Below are 16,070 nucleotides of genomic sequence, written 5' to 3' on the forward strand. Positions count from 1 at the left end.
TTGACTAGAAAGACCAAACTCTGCTGATCAAGGATTCAATGTCCAAACCTATCGTGTCGCCACGACCGGCGGCACGTTGGAAGCACGGCGCGCCGGTACCAGCACCGCAGCCTGGCCGAGCACGAGCATGGCAAGTACGCCTGCTGCCACGTAGGACAGCGGAAGATGAATCATCTCGTAATGCTTCATCAGCCATGCGTTGAGGCCGAAGGCACACAGCGCGCCGATGACCGCGCCGCTGCCGGCGATCAGCAGGTTCTCGATCTGGAAGTAACGCAGTATGTCGACCTTTCTGGCGCCCAGTGCCCGCCGCACGCCGATCTGCCGATGCCGCTGGCCCACCCAGAAACTGGTCAGGCCGACGATGCCTGCGGCGGTGACACTCAGCAGGATGAGGCAAATCACGCTCATCAGCAGCGCGACGCCGCGTTCGTCGTCATAGTACGAGGCACGCATCTCGTTGACCGGATGGATGCCGGCACCCCGGGGCATGTGGCGCATCGGGTTCAGGTCATAAAGCGCCTTGTGGATATCGCGTATCGCCGCCGTCGTGCGGCCACCGCGAGCGCGGATCACATAACCCGTCCAGAAGACATCTTCCCGCAACGGCTCGATTGCCGAGTTGTCGGCCCAGTTGCTGTCGTCCGTGGTCGGTGTCCGCAGATGCTCCACGATGCCCACGATCGTCGCCAGCTTGCCATCCTGGTATACCGTCCGACCGAGTGCATTGCCGCTCGGGAAAAGTTGGTCGGCCAGCGCCTTGCTCACAATGATGACCGGTGAGCCCGGCAGTCCTTGTCCGTGTCGGATCTCGCTGGCGTAGAAGTCACGGCCGGCGATCAGGCGCGCGCCGAAGGTCGCCCGCAAGTGCTCGTCGCCGTAATAGTAGGCCGCGTGCACGAACCCGCCTTTGTGCTCCGCATCGAGGGAAATATCACCTTCGCCATCGCCCTGGAGCAGAGGGAAACTTGCGGTTGCCGTGGCATCCTGCACATCCGGCAGATTCCGTATCGCCTGCAGATCCGCGCGCTGCATGGCATCGATCTTTTCGATGATGGTGGCCGCATCGCCGGTTACGACGGGCAACTTCTGCCAAACGAAAATCAGGCCATTTTCATCCAGCCCAGACGTCCGAGTCATGCGTTCGATGGTATGGCCGACAATGAAAAAGGCATTGGCGACGATCGCCAAGGTCAGCGCGATCTGCAACACGATGAGGAGCACGGCGGCCTTGTGCCGCCGTAATGCCACGAGGATGGGGTAGACGTTCACGGCGCGATCCTCACGATGCTTTGAGCTGCAGCGCAGGCGGTACACGCGATACCCGATGCACAGGGTAGACCGCGGCGAGCAATGTCGCAGCCACGGCAAGCAGGAGCGTGAGCACCAGCAAGGCAGGGTCGATTCGCGCCAGCGCGGCGAGCCGTATCGGCATCACCATGCCAACGCTGAACACGCCGATGGCCGTGAACAGCAGCCCGAGGAGGCCGCCCGCGACGCCGATCACTCCGGCCTCGGTGAGAAACTGCGCATAGATCGACGCCCGCGACGCGCCGAGAGCACGCCGCACGGCGATCTCACCACTGCGCCGTAGGAACTTTGCCAGAAGCAGTCCTACCGTGTTGAGCAGGCATACGACCAGCAGGCCTTGCGCCACCAATAGCGACACCCGGGTACTGCTGGGCACTACATGCCGGTAGTCGAGAAATGCCGGTATGTCGCGCAGGCGATTGTTCGGCTTCCACGCGAAGCGGCCCCGTTGTTGCTGTTCGCTCGCGTATCCATCGAGGTATTGCCGATATGCCTGCACGGTGGCTGGGCTATCCAGTTCCACCATGTAGGACAGCCATACACAGTCCGAACGCAGAAGCGCAGCGAAGTCGGTGCGCAACGATTGGCCGTTCGCACAATCAGAGGCGATGTCGCTAAGGACGTTGTTTGCAACTGCGAATGAAAGCGGTAGAAAAAAGTCCGGCTCGTCTGCCTGGAACCGGAAAAGTGCGAAGAATTCCGGCTGCGGGTTCCAGTACCTGGTAATACCCACGACTCGATAATCGTGATTGGCGATGTTGATGGTCTTGCCGACGTTGTTGCTGCCACCGAACATCTCCTGATTGAAGTGGTCGCTGATCACCATCACCGCGGCTCGATGCTCGTCATCGGCCGCACTCCAGCCACTACCGTAGTGAAACGACAGATCCAGCATCGGGAAAAATTCGCTGTAGACCGCGTAGCCCCTGGTCTCGATCAGGTCGGTGCCGGGACTGGAGCGCGGCCGCGTGATCGACCGCCATATCGGCGCGATTGCCGACTGACGGAACGCCCGATGGTCACGCATCAGCGCCATGGCATCGATGTAGGGCATTATCGCGGGCGGCTCGCCATTTTCACGATGGCCCGGTCCAAAGGCATCGATTTGCGGCACGAACAGCTGTGACGACTTCCACGGAATCGGATCGGCGGACACGCCGCGGAATACCGAATACATCGTCATTGACGCCGCCACGCCAAAGCCGATCGCCAGGATCATCAGTGCAGTAAGGCCAGGGCTGCGCCGCAAGCTGCGCACAGCCAGTTCGAGATAGTAGGCGAACACTCCGTTTTTCCCCTTGTACCATCGACGCCATTCTGATCGGATCTGACTTCGACCGAATGGCTTCACCAGATACTATCCGAAAGCTTTCCGGGCTCAGAATTTGGGGATCGTGCCCGAAGTTTTAGCAAGCCTCCAACGACCGCTATTCGGCAGCCTTGTGGAGATCATGACCGGCAGCTCGTGGCCGATGCCAGCCCTTGCACGCTCGACAACGGCTGGGCGAGCTGTCATTGGGACACACGAGCAGCCATGAGCAACCACATAAGAAGCAGTTCCAGCCACCGTCCACGCTTCCGCTTGCGTTCCCGCGCATCCGCGGCTAAACCGCGGCTCTAGGCGCTGGAGCCATGCAGGACTCTTGCGCGATCACTGTCCGAAAATTCGAAGTGGATGAATTTTCTTCCTATCGGAGTCTACGTTTGTCTGCGCTCGGGGAATCGCCTGATGCTTTTGGAAGCACTCTTGGCGCCGAGCAGCCGCGGACAATCGAAGAGTGGGCTTCGCGGCTTCAGGACGGATGCAACTCTGGGCTGGACCTGCCGCTAATCGCGCAAGTTGGCACCACAGCAGCTGGTTTGGCTTGGGGCAAGGTCGACAGGTCTGACAGGGCCATCGTCCACTTGTACCAAATGTGGGTGGTGCCTGAGTTCCGACGCTGCGGTATAGCGCGCCTTCTGTTGCGGACGATCGTGGCATGGACAGCATCGCTGGAAGCCCGTGCAGTGCACCTTGGGGTAGCCAGCGCGGGATCGTCAGCCATGCGCCTGTATGTCAGCGAGGGCTTCGTCCCTTTCGGACAGGTCGAGCCGTTGCGCTCCGGTTCCGCGCTGTTGTCCCAAAGAATGCGGTTCCAAATTCCCGATGCCGCGGTCTGACTCGTCGTTCCACCGGATTGCCTCAGGCAGCCAGTGAACTTGAATGCTGACCGTCCGTTCGTGGCCCAGGCTGTGTGAAAACTCAAGATCGGTTCTGACGAGCACAAATTTCGACCTTTTTTTGCCGTCTATGGTGAGATCCGAGTGTCTGGACATCTGCTCACTGCTCAGAATGCGACTCTCGCGAGCAACGCAAATAGTTTTCACACAGCCTGGGCCGGTAGCTGACATCATTAAGACCGGCGTGTGGCCACTTTCTTCGGCAAAGCCATCGATGCACTGGGCGAACGTATCAGCTATTGGAGATGTGGATGGGACGATTGACGCGGTCAACATATGCTTTAGTTAAACCATAAAATGTCCGAAATGGCCAAGTTATGCTTTAAAGAACACGGGGCAAAAGCATCGGTGCGGTTGGTGGGCCCACCAGGACTCGAACCTGGAACCAAAGGATTATGAGTCCTCTGCTCTAACCATTGAGCTATAGGCCCGCGCAAGCACGGAAGTCTACCGTAGGGCGCCCATCTCGCACGAGGAGGCGTCGCCGCCAATCACTTCAGGTGGGCGGCATCGAGGCGTACGCTTGCCATTCCCCCCAAAGCAGGAGAGTGCAGATGGAGACCAAGGAGATCGCCCGGCGGCTGGTTGAGTTGTGTCGCGAGGGAAGATACGAGGACGCGCAGCGCGAGCTGTATGCGGAGGATGCGGTGAGCATCGAGCCGGACGGGCTGCCGCCGGGAGCGCTGGGCAACGCGCAGGGGCTGGCGGCGATCTACGAGAAGGGGCGCCAGTTCAGCGCCATGGTCGAGGCCGTGCATGGCGGCAGCGTGAGCGAGCCGGTGATCGCGGACAACTGGTTCAGCATCGCGCTGGCGATGGACGTGACCATGAAGGGGCGCGGCCGGATGGACATGAGCGAGATCTGCGTCTATCGCGTGCATGGCGGCAAGATCGTGCGCGAGCAGTTCTTCTACGACGTGGGCTGAGATGGGTTGCCTGGAACGAAAAAGCCCCGCCTGAGCGGGGCTTTTTCGTTGTGGCGATGTTGCCGGCTACTCGACGTCGAGGAACGAGCGCAACTGTTCCGAACGGCTCGGGTGGCGCAGCTTGCGCAGCGCCTTGGCTTCGATCTGCCGGATCCGCTCGCGGGTGACGTCGAACTGCTTGCCGACTTCCTCCAGCGTGTGGTCGGTGTTCATGTCGATGCCGAAGCGCATGCGCAGCACCTTGGCTTCGCGCGGGGTGAGGCCGGCGAGCACGTCGCGCACAGTTTCCATCAGGCCGGTTTCCGTCGCCGAGTCGATCGGCGAGCTGGCGTTGCCGTCCTCGATGAAGTCGCCCAGGTGGGAATCCTCGTCGTCGCCGATCGGGGTTTCCATGGAGATCGGCTCCTTGGCGATCTTCAGGACCTTGCGGATCTTGTCCTCCGGCATCTCCATTTCCTTGGCCAGTTCTTCCGGCGTGGCCTCGCGGCCGAACTGCTGCAGCATCTGGCGGGAAATGCGGTTCAACTTGTTGATCGTCTCGATCATGTGCACCGGAATGCGGATGGTGCGCGCCTGGTCGGCGATCGAGCGGGTGATCGCCTGGCGGATCCACCAGGTGGCGTAGGTCGAGAACTTGTAGCCGCGGCGGTATTCGAACTTGTCGACTGCCTTCATCAGGCCGATGTTGCCTTCCTGGATCAGGTCGAGGAATTGCAGGCCGCGGTTGGTGTACTTCTTGGCGATCGAGATCACCAGGCGCAGGTTCGCCTCGACCATTTCCTTCTTGGCGCGGCGTGCCTTGGCCTCACCGCTGGCCATGGCGCGGTTGATGTCCTTGATGTCGATCAGCGGCAGGAACAGCTTGCGCTCGATGGTGGCGAGCTTCTCCTGCTCGGCGTCGATCGCCTCGCGGTGGGTCTTGATGTTCGGCGACCACTTCTGGCGCTTGCGGCTGAGCTCGGCCACCCACTCGAGGTTGCCCTCGTTGCTGGGGAAGGCCTTGATGAACTCGGCCTTGGGCATCTTCACCTGCTTGACGAAGATGTCCATCAGCACGCGCTCGTGGTGGCGGATGTCGTTGACCACCTCGCGCAGCTTGCGCACGAAGCCGTCGATCAGCGCGGACGGCAGCTTGAGCTTGAGGAACTCCTCGGCCATCTGGTCGCGCAGCTTGACGATCTTCTTGTCGGTGATGCTGGCGGCCTTCGGCGCGGCCTTCTGGAACTTGCCGTAGTAGTCGCGCAGCAATTCCATGCGGCGCTTGACCTCTTCCGGGTCGGGACCGGTCGGGCCGGCCTCTTCCTCGTCCTCGGTGGCGTCGTCGTCGTCGGCTTCGGTTTCGTCGTTCGGGTCGGGTTCCGGCAGCAGCAGCGCGGCCGCTTCCTTCTCCTTGCGGGCGAGGTCGGCGGCTTCTTCCAGGTCGAGGAAGCCGGCGAGGATCTCGCTGAGGCGGCGCTTGCCGTCCAGGTGCTGGTCGTACTCCTCCAGCAGCAGTTCGATCGTCAGCGGAAAGCTGGCCAACGCGGTCTGTACCTGGCCGAGGCCTTCCTCGATGCGCTTGGCGATGGCGATCTCGCCCTCGCGGGTGAGCAGCTCGACCGTGCCCATCTCGCGCATGTACATGCGCACGGGATCCGTGGTGCGGCCCACTTCAGCGTCCACCGCGGACAGCAGGGCAACGGCTTCTTCCGCCGCCGCTTCGTCGTCGCCGGAGGTGTTGCCGGGGGCGGCGCCGTCGGCGATGGTATCGGTGTCGGGGGCGGCGTCGTGCACTTCGATGCCGACGCCCTTGAGCACCGCCATGATGTCTTCGATCTGCTCCGGGTCGACGACGTCGTCGGGCAGGTGATCGTTGATCTCGGCGTACGTCAAATAGCCCTGCTCCAAACCTTTGGAGATGAGCGCCTTGATTTCAGACTGTTGCTCGTGGGGAGCTTTGCTATTCATTAACCGACCGCCGCGGGGTTCAAGAACCGGACATTATAGCGATATGCTGCTTTTTTGACCAGTTTTCAAGTGGAAAGATTTGAAGTGTGGCAGCAAAAACCGCGCCAGATCGCGGTGCCGCCGCGCCGGCCGATGTCGGCCCGCGCATGGCATGTGGCGCAGCGATTCAACCGGTATCCAGCCAGAAGGTCACCGGGCCATCGTTCGCCAGCTGCACCACCATATGGGCGCCGAAGCGCCCGGTTTCCACCCCGGGATGCGCGGCGCGTGCAAGCTCCAGCAGCCGCTCGAACCAGCGCCGGCCGTGTTCAGGCGGCGCTGCGGTCGTGAAACTCGGCCGCATGCCGGAGCGGGTATCGGCGGCCAGGGTGAACTGGCTCACCAGCAGCAGGCCGCCGCCGGTATCGGTGAGCGAGCGGTTCATCCTGCCGTCGCCGTCGGCGAACACGCGGTAACCGAGCAGCCGTTGCAGCATCCGCTGCGCCTGTACTTCGCTGTCGTGCGGCTGCACCGCCAGCAGCGCCAGCAGGCCGGGGCCGATCGCGCCGACAATTTCATCATCCACAGTGACGCTGGCGGACAGGACACGCTGAATCAGGGCAATCATGGGCGCAGCTTAAAACTGCCGCGTGGTTGACGGAAGCGCCCGCGAGCGGCATGAGGGGGATTCGGACCGTGCTTCCAGCGGCGCTCCCGTAAACTGCGCGGATGCGTGCCGACATGTACCTCCTCTATCTCCTGCTGCGCCTGCTGGCGCTGTTGCCGCTGCGCGTCTTGCACGGCATCGGCGGTGGCTTGGGCCATCTGCTGCTATGGCGGCGCGGCCGCATGGTGCACAACACGGCGGTGAACCTGCGGATCGCCCGACCCGAACTCGATGCCGCCGCCCACGCCGCCCTGCTGCGCGAGGTGCTGGTCGAGAGCGGCAAGTCGGCCAGCGAGATCGTCAAGGTCTGGGGCGCCGGCGCGCATCGCGCGTTGGCGCTGGTGCGCGAAGTGCGTGGCGAGGCCTTGCTCGATGCCGCGCTGGCGGCAGGCAAGGGCGTGATCATCGCCGCGCCACATCTGGGTTGCTGGGAGCTGCTGAACTATTGGCTGTGCCGACGGACGCCGATGGCGATCCTGTACCGGCCGCCGCGGATCGCCGCGATCGAGGGGCTGCTGCGCAAGGTGCGCGGCGCGCTGGCGCCCGAGCAGGTGCGTGCCGATGGCGCCGGCGTGCGCACGTTGTACAAGCGGCTGGCCGCGGGCGGCACCGTGGGCATCCTGCCGGATCAGAAGCCACGGGCGGGCGAGGGCCAGTTCGCGCCTTTCTTCGGCCGCGAGGCATTGACGATGGTGTTGTTGCCGCGGCTGGCCGCGCGCACCGGGGCGACCGTGCTGTTTGCCTTTGCCGAGCGATTGCCGCGTGGTGCCGGTTACCGGATCCATCTGCGGCCGGCACCGCCAGAGCTTGCCGACCCCGACCCCGGTCGTGCCTGCGCTGCGCTCAATCGCGGCGTGCAGGACTGCGTGGAGCTGGCGTTCGCGCAGTACCAGTGGCAATACAAGCGGTATTCGGCCGATGGCCTGGTCAGCCCGTACGATCGCTAGCCAGGCCTGGCCAGCGATCGCATGACGCTACGGCTGGGTTTTCTCCAGCCGGCGCAGGAATACGGTCATCTCCTTCTCGGCCTGTTTGTCGCCGCGCCGGGCGGCGATGGCGATGCCGCTTCGCCAGGCTTCGGCGGCAGCCAGCGGCTGGCCTGCGGCGAGGCAGGCCTTGCCCAGCAGATTCCAGGCGGCGGAATAGGCCGGATCGAAATCGAGGGCGCGGCGCAGTTCGGCGATCGCCCCCGGCAGTTCGCCGTCGGCGAGCAGCGCGTTGCCGAGCGAAAAGCGCAGCAGGGCACCATCGCGCGGCCCGCCGCACTGCTGGCGCAGACTGGTGATCAGCGCGGCGTTCATGGCTGGGGGCGGTAGCGCCCGTCGTTCGCCGGGTAGACCATGGTGGGCACGGGGGGCTCCGGTGGCGTGTGGCCGGCGTGCAGATCGGCCAGCGAGGCGGCGGTCCAAACCACCAGCCAGGACGAGCGGAACGGCTGCACCAGCAACGCATAACGCATGTCGTTGGCGTCCAGTTTTTCCGGGTGCGTCACGATGACTGCGTCGGGATGTGCGCGCGCGTAGGCCTGCAGCGCCGGTTCGCCGAACAGTTCGTCGATCGGTCGGGTCAGCCGGCCCTCGAAATGGAACTGGCCTTCGTAGTTGCCCAGGTAGGCGATCGGGCGATTCGCCTGTTCGACCGCGCCGAGCAGGTGGGCGGTGGGGCGCAAATCCCAGCGCGTCCACAAGGTCAGCGTGAACAGCGTATTGAGGGCGAGCGCACCGACCAGTCCGGCCACCGCCAGGCGGCGCAGCTCGCCGCGGCCACGCAACAACAGCAAGCCGCCCAGCAACAGGAACACCACGGCGAAATAGCGGCTGTACGGCGCGGCGGCATCTGGCCATTCGCCATGCAGATGGTTGCCGCCGACCAGCAGCGGCAACGCGAAAAGCACCAGCGCGAACGCGATGCCGCCCACGCCCAGCGGCCAGGTACCGAGCCAGCTGTTGCTGGCCAGGACGGGCCGGCGCTCACGCAGCACGGCGATGGCGCCGGCCATCAGCAGGGCGATGCCGCCCATTTCCGGCAGCGGGTAATACAGCTGCTTGCCGCTGATCAGCGAAAACACGATGAAGCCCGGCACCAGCCAGCACAGTGCAAAGCGCAGGCCCGGTTCCAGCGGACGCCGCAAGCCGGCGACGGCCACCCACGCGCGCGGCCAGCCGCTGAACGGAAACAGCAACAGCGGCAGCCACAACAGGTAGAACCAGATCGGTTCGGCGTGGTTCTGCAGGTCCTTGCCTTCGGACAATCGGTCGACCACGCGCCCGGCCGTCTGGGTGAAGAACAGCCGTTGCCGATAGGCGTCGCCGCCGGAGAACCCGGCCGGCAGCGCCCACGCCAGCAGCATCGCGCCGCCGAGCAGCAGCGACAGCATGCCGCGCCCGTACCAGCGCGCGCGATGCTGGCCGGCCCAGTCGTTCCACAGCGGGCCGAGCAGCCACGGGAAGATCACATGCAGCAGCATCACCGGGCCCTTGGTCAACAGGCCCAGGCCGATGCATAGCCCGAACAGCAGCCAGCGCGGTTCGGGCCGTTGTGCCTTGGGCGTCAGGCACAGCAGGGCGGCCAGCGTCCACAGCGCCAGCAGCGCGTCGTACATGATCTGCAGGCCGAACAAAAACGCATAGCCGAAGGCGAGCAGCATCCACGGCGCGGCCTTGGCCATCCACGGCCGGCTCGGAAACAGCCTGCGTGCCAGCATCGACACGAGCACCAACTGGATGCCGCCGATCGACACTTCCAGCACCCGCGGCCAGACGTCGTTGACGCCGAAAGCGAACCAGCCCGCCTGGATCAGCCAGAACAGCAGCGGCGCCTTTTCGCTGTACGGCTGGCCGTTGATGTGCGGCACCAGCCAGTGGCCCTGGTTCCACATCTCCCATGCCACCGCCAGCGTGCGCGTGGAATACAGCGGCATCGGCCCGTGCGAAAAGATCGCCAGCAACGCCACCGCGGTCCACAGCGGCAGCCAGGGCCATACGGCGCGCAAGTGTTCGGTACGGCGATAGGGGCTCAATGACACGGGCGCACTCTTGGCAGGCGGATGCGTGATTCTAGCTTGCGGCATGAGCGCGCAAGGTGGCCGCAGATCACTTGCGCCCAGCCGCTCAGGCGCGGCCCCAGTAGCCGATGCGGCGGCGGATCTTCAGCTTGCGCCACAGGTTCAGGGGTTTGCGGCGGGGATTGCGCGCACCCGCGGCGACGAAGGCGTCGATCGCGTCGAGCACGCGTTCGCTGGAGCGACCGTCCCGATACGGGTGGATCGCGTCGGCATAATCGCGGATCGCCTGCAGCAACTCCGGGGGCCGCGCCAGCGCGCGTTCGATCGCGCCCTCGAACTGCGCCGGGTCGTCGATGTCGATCAGTTGCGGGCCGGGTCGGCGGTTCTTGAACGTCACCACGGGTTTGCCGGTGAGCAGGAATTCGTTCAAGGCAGACGACGTGTCCGAGCACATCAGGTCGACCTGCGGGAACAGTTCCAGGATGTTGTCGTTCTCGGCGAACGTGAGGTGGTCGTTCTGCAACGCCTTGAACTTCGCCGTGGTCTGCGGGTTCATCTTCGGATGGAAGGTGACGATCCAGCGCCAGCGCCCATCGCGCGAGAGGCGCTTCACTTCCTCGTACAACGTCTCCGCGGCGCTCCACGAGGGCGAGAACGTGGAGTGGTACAGGATCACCGGCGGCTGGCGCACCGGCGCCAGCGGGCCGGCGATTTCCTTCATGAAGGGATCGAGCTTGGGAAAGCCGGTCTCGATCACGGCGAAGTGGCCGACGCGGTCCGCGATTTCCCTGAACTTGGCGGTGTCGCGTGGCCCGGTCGTGCAGTACAGGTCGAAGAAGCCGCGAACGTAGATGTGCCGAGGCTTGCCGGCGTCGAAGCCGTGGAAGGTCTCCACTTTCACGCCGGGAAAGAAATGTGGCACCGCGTTGCTGGAGGTGATGACCGCGATCGGCCGCCAGGCGCGTACCTCGGCCACGCTGAGCAGGCGCTCGCCATCGGCCAGATCCTCGGCGCCGGGGCCGTCGAAGAACCATGCGGCTTCGTCGCCGCGCGCGCGGATGGCTTCCTGCAGCGGGCGCAAGATGGCCAGCGCATAGCGCTCGGAGCCGTACAGGAGGTAGTGCTTTCTAGGCGCAGGCTGGGGCATGGAAGGCTCGAATGTCGGAGGTCGGCAAGATAACTTCTATGGTTGGCATCGGCTCATCTCGGCCTCTTTCCGTCCGGACGCAGCTGCCTGCCGATTCGCCACATCGTGCTTCGCCCGATGCAGCGGTCAGCGGTCGAGTCCATGTGCTTGCAGCTGCGCCCCGGCGCGCGCCACGGACTCCGGATTGTTGACCATCTCGTAATAGCGCATGCGCTTGTAGACCGCGTAGCTGGCGGCGGTGTGCGCGATCATGAATCCGCGCCAGCCGTCCAGAAACGCCAGCCGGAACAGGTAATCCTTGAGGAAGGCCAGCGCGAACACCCACGGCGTCTGCCACATCCGCACCGGTTTGCCCTTGTCCAGCCAGTCGCGGCACTTCAGTTCGGCGTAGCGCAATACCTTGAGTTGCTTGTGCACCAGGGTCGGGTTGTTGGTGTGGTTGAACGGTGCATCCAGCGTGGGTGCGATGCCGTCGAAACGCAGCGATTCATGCACCCTCGCATCGCTCCAGCGGGCGCGGCCGCGGTGATACAGGCGGGCCAGCTGCTCGCCGACGGCGGGGCGATACCAGCGCATCGGCGCGCCCATGTAGATCGTGCTGCGGCGCAGATACGCCGCCGGCGTGGCGCTGGCCATCAGCTCGGGCAGCCGCTGTTGCAACTCCGCAGCCAGTTCCGCAGTGAGATATTCGTCGGCATCCAGCACCAGGATCCAGTCGTGGCGGCACTGGCTGGTGGCGAAGTTGCGCTGCGCGCCAAAGCCCAGCCAGGCCTGCGGCACGACGCGGGCGCCATGCGCCTGGGCGATCGCCACCGTGTCGTCATCGCTGCCGCTGTCGACCACCAGTTTCTCGGCCGCGAACGGCACGCTGTCGAGGCAGCGCGCGATGGTGTCGGCCTCGTTGTGGGTGATGACGGCGAGTGTCAGCGGAAGCGTGGGCATGCGCGGATTCTAGCCGAAGCCGCCGTAGCGTCCGCGCAGACCGGGCGCGAACCGAAGGGGAAACCGCGTTGCGTCAGGCGGCTCGCATCTTTGCCCGCCAATCCATGACAAAATCCGCGTGTACGGACAGGGTGGTCCAGCGTGTTGCACTTTCCAGCAACGGTATCGAACGGCAACCCATGAAACGAATTCTCGTTACCGGCGGCGCCGGCTTTCTCGGCTCGCACCTGTGTGACCGCCTGCTTCACGATGGCCACGACGTATTGTGCGTGGACAACTTCTTCACCGGCAGCAAGCGCAACGTCGCGCATCTGCTCACGCACCCCTATTTCGAACTGATGCGGCATGACGTGACCTTTCCGCTGTACGTGGAAGTGGAGCGGATCTTCAACCTCGCCTGCCCGGCCTCGCCGGTGCATTACCAGCACGATCCGGTGCAGACCACCAAGACCAGCGTGCATGGCGCGATCAACATGCTGGGCCTGGCCAAACGGGTCAAGGCGCGCATCCTGCAGGCGTCCACCAGCGAGGTATACGGCGATCCGGAAGTGCACCCGCAGGTCGAGGGCTACTGGGGCAAGGTAAACCCGATCGGCATCCGCAGCTGCTATGACGAAGGCAAGCGCTGCGCCGAGACGCTGTTTTTCGATTACCACCGCCAACACGATCTGGATATCAAGGTGGTGCGCATCTTCAACACCTATGGCCCGCGCATGCATCCGCACGACGGCCGCGTGGTGAGCAATTTCATCGTGCAGGCGCTCAGGGGCGGCGACATCACCATCTATGGCGACGGCAGCCAGACCCGCAGCTTCTGCTATGTCGACGACCTGATCGAGGTCATCGTGCGGATGATGGAATCGGAGCGTGGCTTTACCGGGCCGGTGAACGTCGGCAACCCGGTCGAGTACACCATGCTGGAGCTGGCCGAGAAGGTGATCGCGCTGGTGGGCGGGCGCTCGAAGCTGGTGTTCCAGCCGCTGCCGACGGACGACCCGCGGCAACGCCAGCCGGACATCCGCCTGGCGCGCGACAAGCTCGGCTGGCAGCCGAAGGTGGCGCTGGAAGATGGCCTCAGGGAAACCATCGCGTATTTCCGTCACCTCCTGCAGAGCGACCCGGCCGCATGACCAGCTTTGCGGTCGTCATCACCAGCTACAACTACCGCGGCTTCGTCGCCGCGGCGGTGGACGGCGCGCTGGCGCAGACCCGCGCGGCCGCGCAGATCATCGTGGTGGACGATGGCTCCACCGATGGCTCGCCGGAGTATCTGCGCGAGCGTTACGGCAGCGATCCGCGGGTGACCTTGCTGTGCGGGGAAAACGGCGGCCAGCTGGTCGCGTTCCAGCGCGGCATGGCAGCGGCGAAGGCGGAGGTGATCTGTTTCCTCGATGCCGACGATCGCTGGGAGCCGGACTATCTGGCGCAGGTGGGCGAGGTGTACGACAGCCGGCGCGACGTCGATTTCGTGTTCTCGGACATGCAGCTGTTCGGCGACGAGCAGCGCTGGATGGGCTACGCCGACCGCTCGCTGGATCTGGGCTATACCGTGATCAGCACCTATCTGCTGATGCACTGGTACGGCGCGCCGACTTCGGCGTTGTCGATGCGAGCGCCGTGGGCGCGCCGTGCGCTCGACCTGCCGACGGAGCTGGGCAGCAACTGGCGGCTGTCCGCCGACAACTGCCTGGTCTACGGCGCCAGCGTGCTGGGCGCACGCAAGTACTACCTGCGTACCGGCGCGGTGCATTACCGCATTCATGGCAACAACGGCTGGTGGGGCAAACAGACGCCGGACAATCAATACCTCAACCGCTTCCGTTCGCGCTGCCTGATCGGCATCTACGCCATGCGCATCGGTCTGGATGAGCGGTGTGTGGAAAGCGTCAAGCACGAGTTCCGCACCAAGCCCGATCCGAGCTGGCGCGAGGCCAGGCGTTACGCGACGCTCACCCGGATGCGGCGCGGTTCGTGGCTGCGCAACCTGGGGCGCGCCGTGGCCATCTTGTGGCCGGTGCTCAAGGTGCGCCGGCGGGCGCCGAAAGAATGGCGGGACATGGATTGAGCGAGGTTGCCGCGATGCGCATCAGCGTGGCCGTGATCACCTACAACTGGCCCGAAGCGCTGGAGCGCGTGCTTGCGGCGCTGGCGGTACAGAGCGAACTGCCCTACGAGGTGATCGTCACCGACGATGGCTCCGGTCCGGGCACCCGCGAGTTGATCGAGCGCATGGCGCCGGACTATCCGGTACGGCTGGTGCACCTGTGGCAGCCGGACGACGGCGCCCGCATGAGCCGGGCGCGCAATCGCGCGATTGCCGCCGCGCAAGGCGACTACATCGTCCTGCTCGATGGCGACATGGTGGCTGAGCCGCATTTCATCGCCGATCATCGCGCGTTCGCGCGCCGCGGTTGTTTCGTGCAGGGTTCACGGGTACTGACCGATGCCGCATCGACCCGGCGCATGCTGGAGCAGGCTGGTTACGTGCCGGGGTTCTTCAGCCGCGGCATCGAGCGTCGCCGGCATACGCTGCGCCTGCCGTGGCTGGCGAAACTCTACGCCAGGCCGCATGTCCGCCGTCGTGGCATCAAGAGCTGCAACATGGCGTTCTGGCGCGATGACCTGCTGCGCGTCAACGGATTCAATGAAGCGATGACCGGCTGGGGCCGCGAGGACACCGAACTGGCTGCGCGCGCCTTCCATGCCGGCCTGCGCCGGCGCGACCTGCGCTTCAGTGCGCTGGCGACGCATCTCTACCATCGCACCCGCAAGCACGTCGTCGACAATCCGAATGACCGCATCGTCGAGGATACGCGGGCGCGCCAGCTGGTCCGGTGCGAGTTTGGCCTCGATCAGCACCTGTCCGAATTTGCGATGGCGCCGGCCGACCTGCGCCTCGCGCCATCCGCATCGCGGCCGCCCTACAGCACCTGACGCAAGGCTTCGTCCAGGCGGCCCGCGAAGGCGGCTTCGTTGGAGACGAACCAGGCGCGCGCCCTGTCGCCCAGCAGGGCGCGTTCGTCAGCAGGCATCGCCGTGAGGCGTGCAATGGCGGTTTCGAGCGCGCTGTCGTCGAAGCGGTATCGGGTTACCAGGTTGAACGGGCCCGCCTCGCTGGCCTTGACCAGCAGGCCGCGCGAAGGGTCGACCAGCTCGTTCATCGGTGGCGCGGCACAGGTCACCACCACCGCCTTGCAGCTCATCCCCTCGGCCAGGTAGTGACCCCAGCCCTCGGTTTCCGACAGGCATAGATGAAACAGATGCGAATTCTGCAGCCGCCGGATCTCCCGGATATCGCTCAGGTAACCCACCCGATGCTCGATATTGCCGGGGACCGGCTCGGCCAGCGCCGCAGCGGTGCACGGGGACTGCAATACCACCAGCTTCGGCCACTCCGGATGGCGTTGCCACAGCGCCAGCAGCTGCTGGGTTCCTTTCATCTTGCTGGCGCCGGCGAGATGCAGAAAGGTCGGCTCGCGCGGAACGTCCTGGTCGAGACAATCGGTGCCGCGAAAACCGATGTGCAACGCGCGGCAACCGCGCGCCCTGAACAACTCGCCAGCGTATTTCGTCTTGCACAGGACCGCGTCGAAGCGTGGCAGATAGCGTTGGCTGCGCGGCGACAGCCACTCGGGGTTCGGCACCAGCAGGTTCACCCGGGCCAGTCCGAACCAGGCGGGGCGCACATGTTCCAGCGCGATGTTCGCGTCGTACAGCCTTGCCTGACGACCACCGCTGCGCAGCCATTGCCACCACATCCGCAACCGCAGCAGTCGGCCCTTCCAGCGGCCATCCTGGCGGTGCGGGCCCAGCCGGGTCACATGCACCTCGTGGCCGAGCGCAACGAGCGCATCGGACAACAGCCGGATGTCGTGGGTGAGTCCGCGCTGGTTGTCCCATGCGAGTAGGTTGATGCGGGCCATGGAA

The 16,070-nt window shown here is 64.7% G+C and carries 15 protein-coding genes, 1 tRNA gene and 1 pseudogene; 6 read left to right on the plus strand and 11 right to left on the minus strand.

Annotated features, from left to right (window positions below; genetic code table 11):
* Positions 1–48 precede the first annotated feature (48 nt).
* Positions 49–1,272: an ABC transporter permease gene (locus tag ACFPME_RS06230; protein ID WP_377303198.1), complete on the minus strand. Its 1,224-nt coding sequence runs from the start codon at positions 1,270–1,272 to the stop codon at positions 49–51.
* 10 nt (positions 1,273–1,282) lie between these two features.
* The gene (locus ACFPME_RS06235; RefSeq protein WP_377303201.1) at positions 1,283–2,596 is read right to left on the minus strand and encodes an ABC transporter permease; all 1,314 of its coding nucleotides are present in this window, start codon (positions 2,594–2,596) and stop codon (positions 1,283–1,285) included.
* A 347-nt stretch (positions 2,597–2,943) separates the two neighbouring features.
* Between ACFPME_RS06235 and ACFPME_RS06240 the strand changes: the two are divergent.
* Positions 2,944–3,336, plus strand: a pseudogene (locus tag ACFPME_RS06240) (GNAT family N-acetyltransferase); the annotation flags it as partial.
* Between the two features lie 12 nt (positions 3,337–3,348).
* On the opposite strand, the gene ACFPME_RS06245 reads toward ACFPME_RS06240, so the two are convergent.
* Together ACFPME_RS06245 and ACFPME_RS06250 are read right to left on the minus strand one after the other, a co-directional pair.
* Positions 3,349–3,627: a hypothetical protein gene (locus tag ACFPME_RS06245; RefSeq protein ID WP_377303671.1), complete on the minus strand. Its 279-nt coding sequence runs from the start codon at positions 3,625–3,627 to the stop codon at positions 3,349–3,351.
* Between the two features lie 259 nt (positions 3,628–3,886).
* Positions 3,887–3,962, minus strand: a tRNA-Ile gene (locus ACFPME_RS06250).
* Between the two features lie 123 nt (positions 3,963–4,085).
* Here ACFPME_RS06250 and ACFPME_RS06255 point away from each other — a divergent pair.
* On the plus strand, positions 4,086–4,457 hold the full coding sequence (locus ACFPME_RS06255) for a SnoaL-like domain-containing protein (RefSeq protein ID WP_377303203.1): 372 nt from the start codon (positions 4,086–4,088) through the stop codon (positions 4,455–4,457).
* A gap of 66 nt (positions 4,458–4,523) precedes the next feature.
* On the opposite strand, the gene rpoD is transcribed toward ACFPME_RS06255, so the two are convergent.
* Both rpoD and dtd read right to left on the minus strand, forming a co-directional pair.
* Positions 4,524–6,404 (minus strand): RNA polymerase sigma factor RpoD, encoded by a 1,881-nt coding sequence (gene rpoD, locus ACFPME_RS06260; protein WP_377303205.1) that lies wholly within the window; start codon positions 6,402–6,404, stop codon positions 4,524–4,526.
* A gap of 166 nt (positions 6,405–6,570) precedes the next feature.
* A complete protein-coding gene (gene dtd, locus ACFPME_RS06265; RefSeq protein ID WP_377303207.1) occupies positions 6,571–7,011 on the minus strand; it encodes a D-aminoacyl-tRNA deacylase in 441 nt (146 codons plus the stop codon).
* A 101-nt stretch (positions 7,012–7,112) separates the two neighbouring features.
* On the opposite strand from dtd, the gene ACFPME_RS06270 reads away from it, so the two are divergent.
* Entirely contained in the window at positions 7,113–7,997 is an 885-nt protein-coding gene (locus ACFPME_RS06270; protein ID WP_377303209.1) for an LpxL/LpxP family acyltransferase, read from the plus strand.
* A gap of 27 nt (positions 7,998–8,024) precedes the next feature.
* Here the strand turns inward: ACFPME_RS06270 and ACFPME_RS06275 are convergent, their stop codons facing one another.
* From ACFPME_RS06275 to ACFPME_RS06290, 4 genes are all read right to left on the minus strand, one after another.
* A complete protein-coding gene (locus tag ACFPME_RS06275; RefSeq protein WP_377303211.1) occupies positions 8,025–8,351 on the minus strand; it encodes a tetratricopeptide repeat protein in 327 nt (108 codons plus the stop codon).
* Positions 8,348–10,075: an ArnT family glycosyltransferase gene (locus ACFPME_RS06280; protein WP_377303213.1), complete on the minus strand. Its 1,728-nt coding sequence runs from the start codon at positions 10,073–10,075 to the stop codon at positions 8,348–8,350. The genes ACFPME_RS06275 and ACFPME_RS06280 overlap by 4 nt, the downstream gene beginning before the upstream one ends.
* A gap of 85 nt (positions 10,076–10,160) precedes the next feature.
* A complete protein-coding gene (locus tag ACFPME_RS06285; protein WP_377303215.1) occupies positions 10,161–11,201 on the minus strand; it encodes a CDP-glycerol glycerophosphotransferase family protein in 1,041 nt (346 codons plus the stop codon).
* Positions 11,202–11,327: 126 nt separating this feature from the next.
* A complete protein-coding gene (locus ACFPME_RS06290; protein WP_377303217.1) occupies positions 11,328–12,143 on the minus strand; it encodes a glycosyltransferase family 2 protein in 816 nt (271 codons plus the stop codon).
* Between the two features lie 179 nt (positions 12,144–12,322).
* On the opposite strand from ACFPME_RS06290, the gene ACFPME_RS06295 reads away from it, so the two are divergent.
* From ACFPME_RS06295 to ACFPME_RS06305, 3 genes are read left to right on the plus strand one after another with little or no spacing between them, the layout of a single operon-like run.
* Positions 12,323–13,273: a UDP-glucuronic acid decarboxylase family protein gene (locus ACFPME_RS06295; protein ID WP_377303219.1), complete on the plus strand. Its 951-nt coding sequence runs from the start codon at positions 12,323–12,325 to the stop codon at positions 13,271–13,273.
* Positions 13,270–14,208 (plus strand): glycosyltransferase family 2 protein, encoded by a 939-nt coding sequence (locus ACFPME_RS06300; protein ID WP_377303221.1) that lies wholly within the window; start codon positions 13,270–13,272, stop codon positions 14,206–14,208. The genes ACFPME_RS06295 and ACFPME_RS06300 overlap by 4 nt, the downstream gene beginning before the upstream one ends.
* Positions 14,209–14,222: 14 nt before the next feature.
* On the plus strand, positions 14,223–15,077 hold the full coding sequence (locus ACFPME_RS06305) for a glycosyltransferase family 2 protein (RefSeq protein ID WP_377303657.1): 855 nt from the start codon (positions 14,223–14,225) through the stop codon (positions 15,075–15,077).
* Here the strand turns inward: ACFPME_RS06305 and ACFPME_RS06310 are convergent.
* Positions 15,065–16,066 carry a glycosyltransferase family protein gene (locus ACFPME_RS06310; RefSeq protein ID WP_377303223.1) on the minus strand — a complete coding sequence of 334 codons (1,002 nt, stop codon included), beginning with the start codon at positions 16,064–16,066 and terminating at the stop codon, positions 15,065–15,067. The two genes, ACFPME_RS06305 and ACFPME_RS06310, sit on opposite strands and share 13 nt — an antisense overlap.
* Between the last annotated feature and the right edge of the window lie 4 nt (positions 16,067–16,070).

The sequence above is a fragment of the Rhodanobacter umsongensis genome, assembly GCF_042654965.1.
Lineage (GTDB): Bacteria > Pseudomonadota > Gammaproteobacteria > Xanthomonadales > Rhodanobacteraceae > Rhodanobacter > Rhodanobacter umsongensis.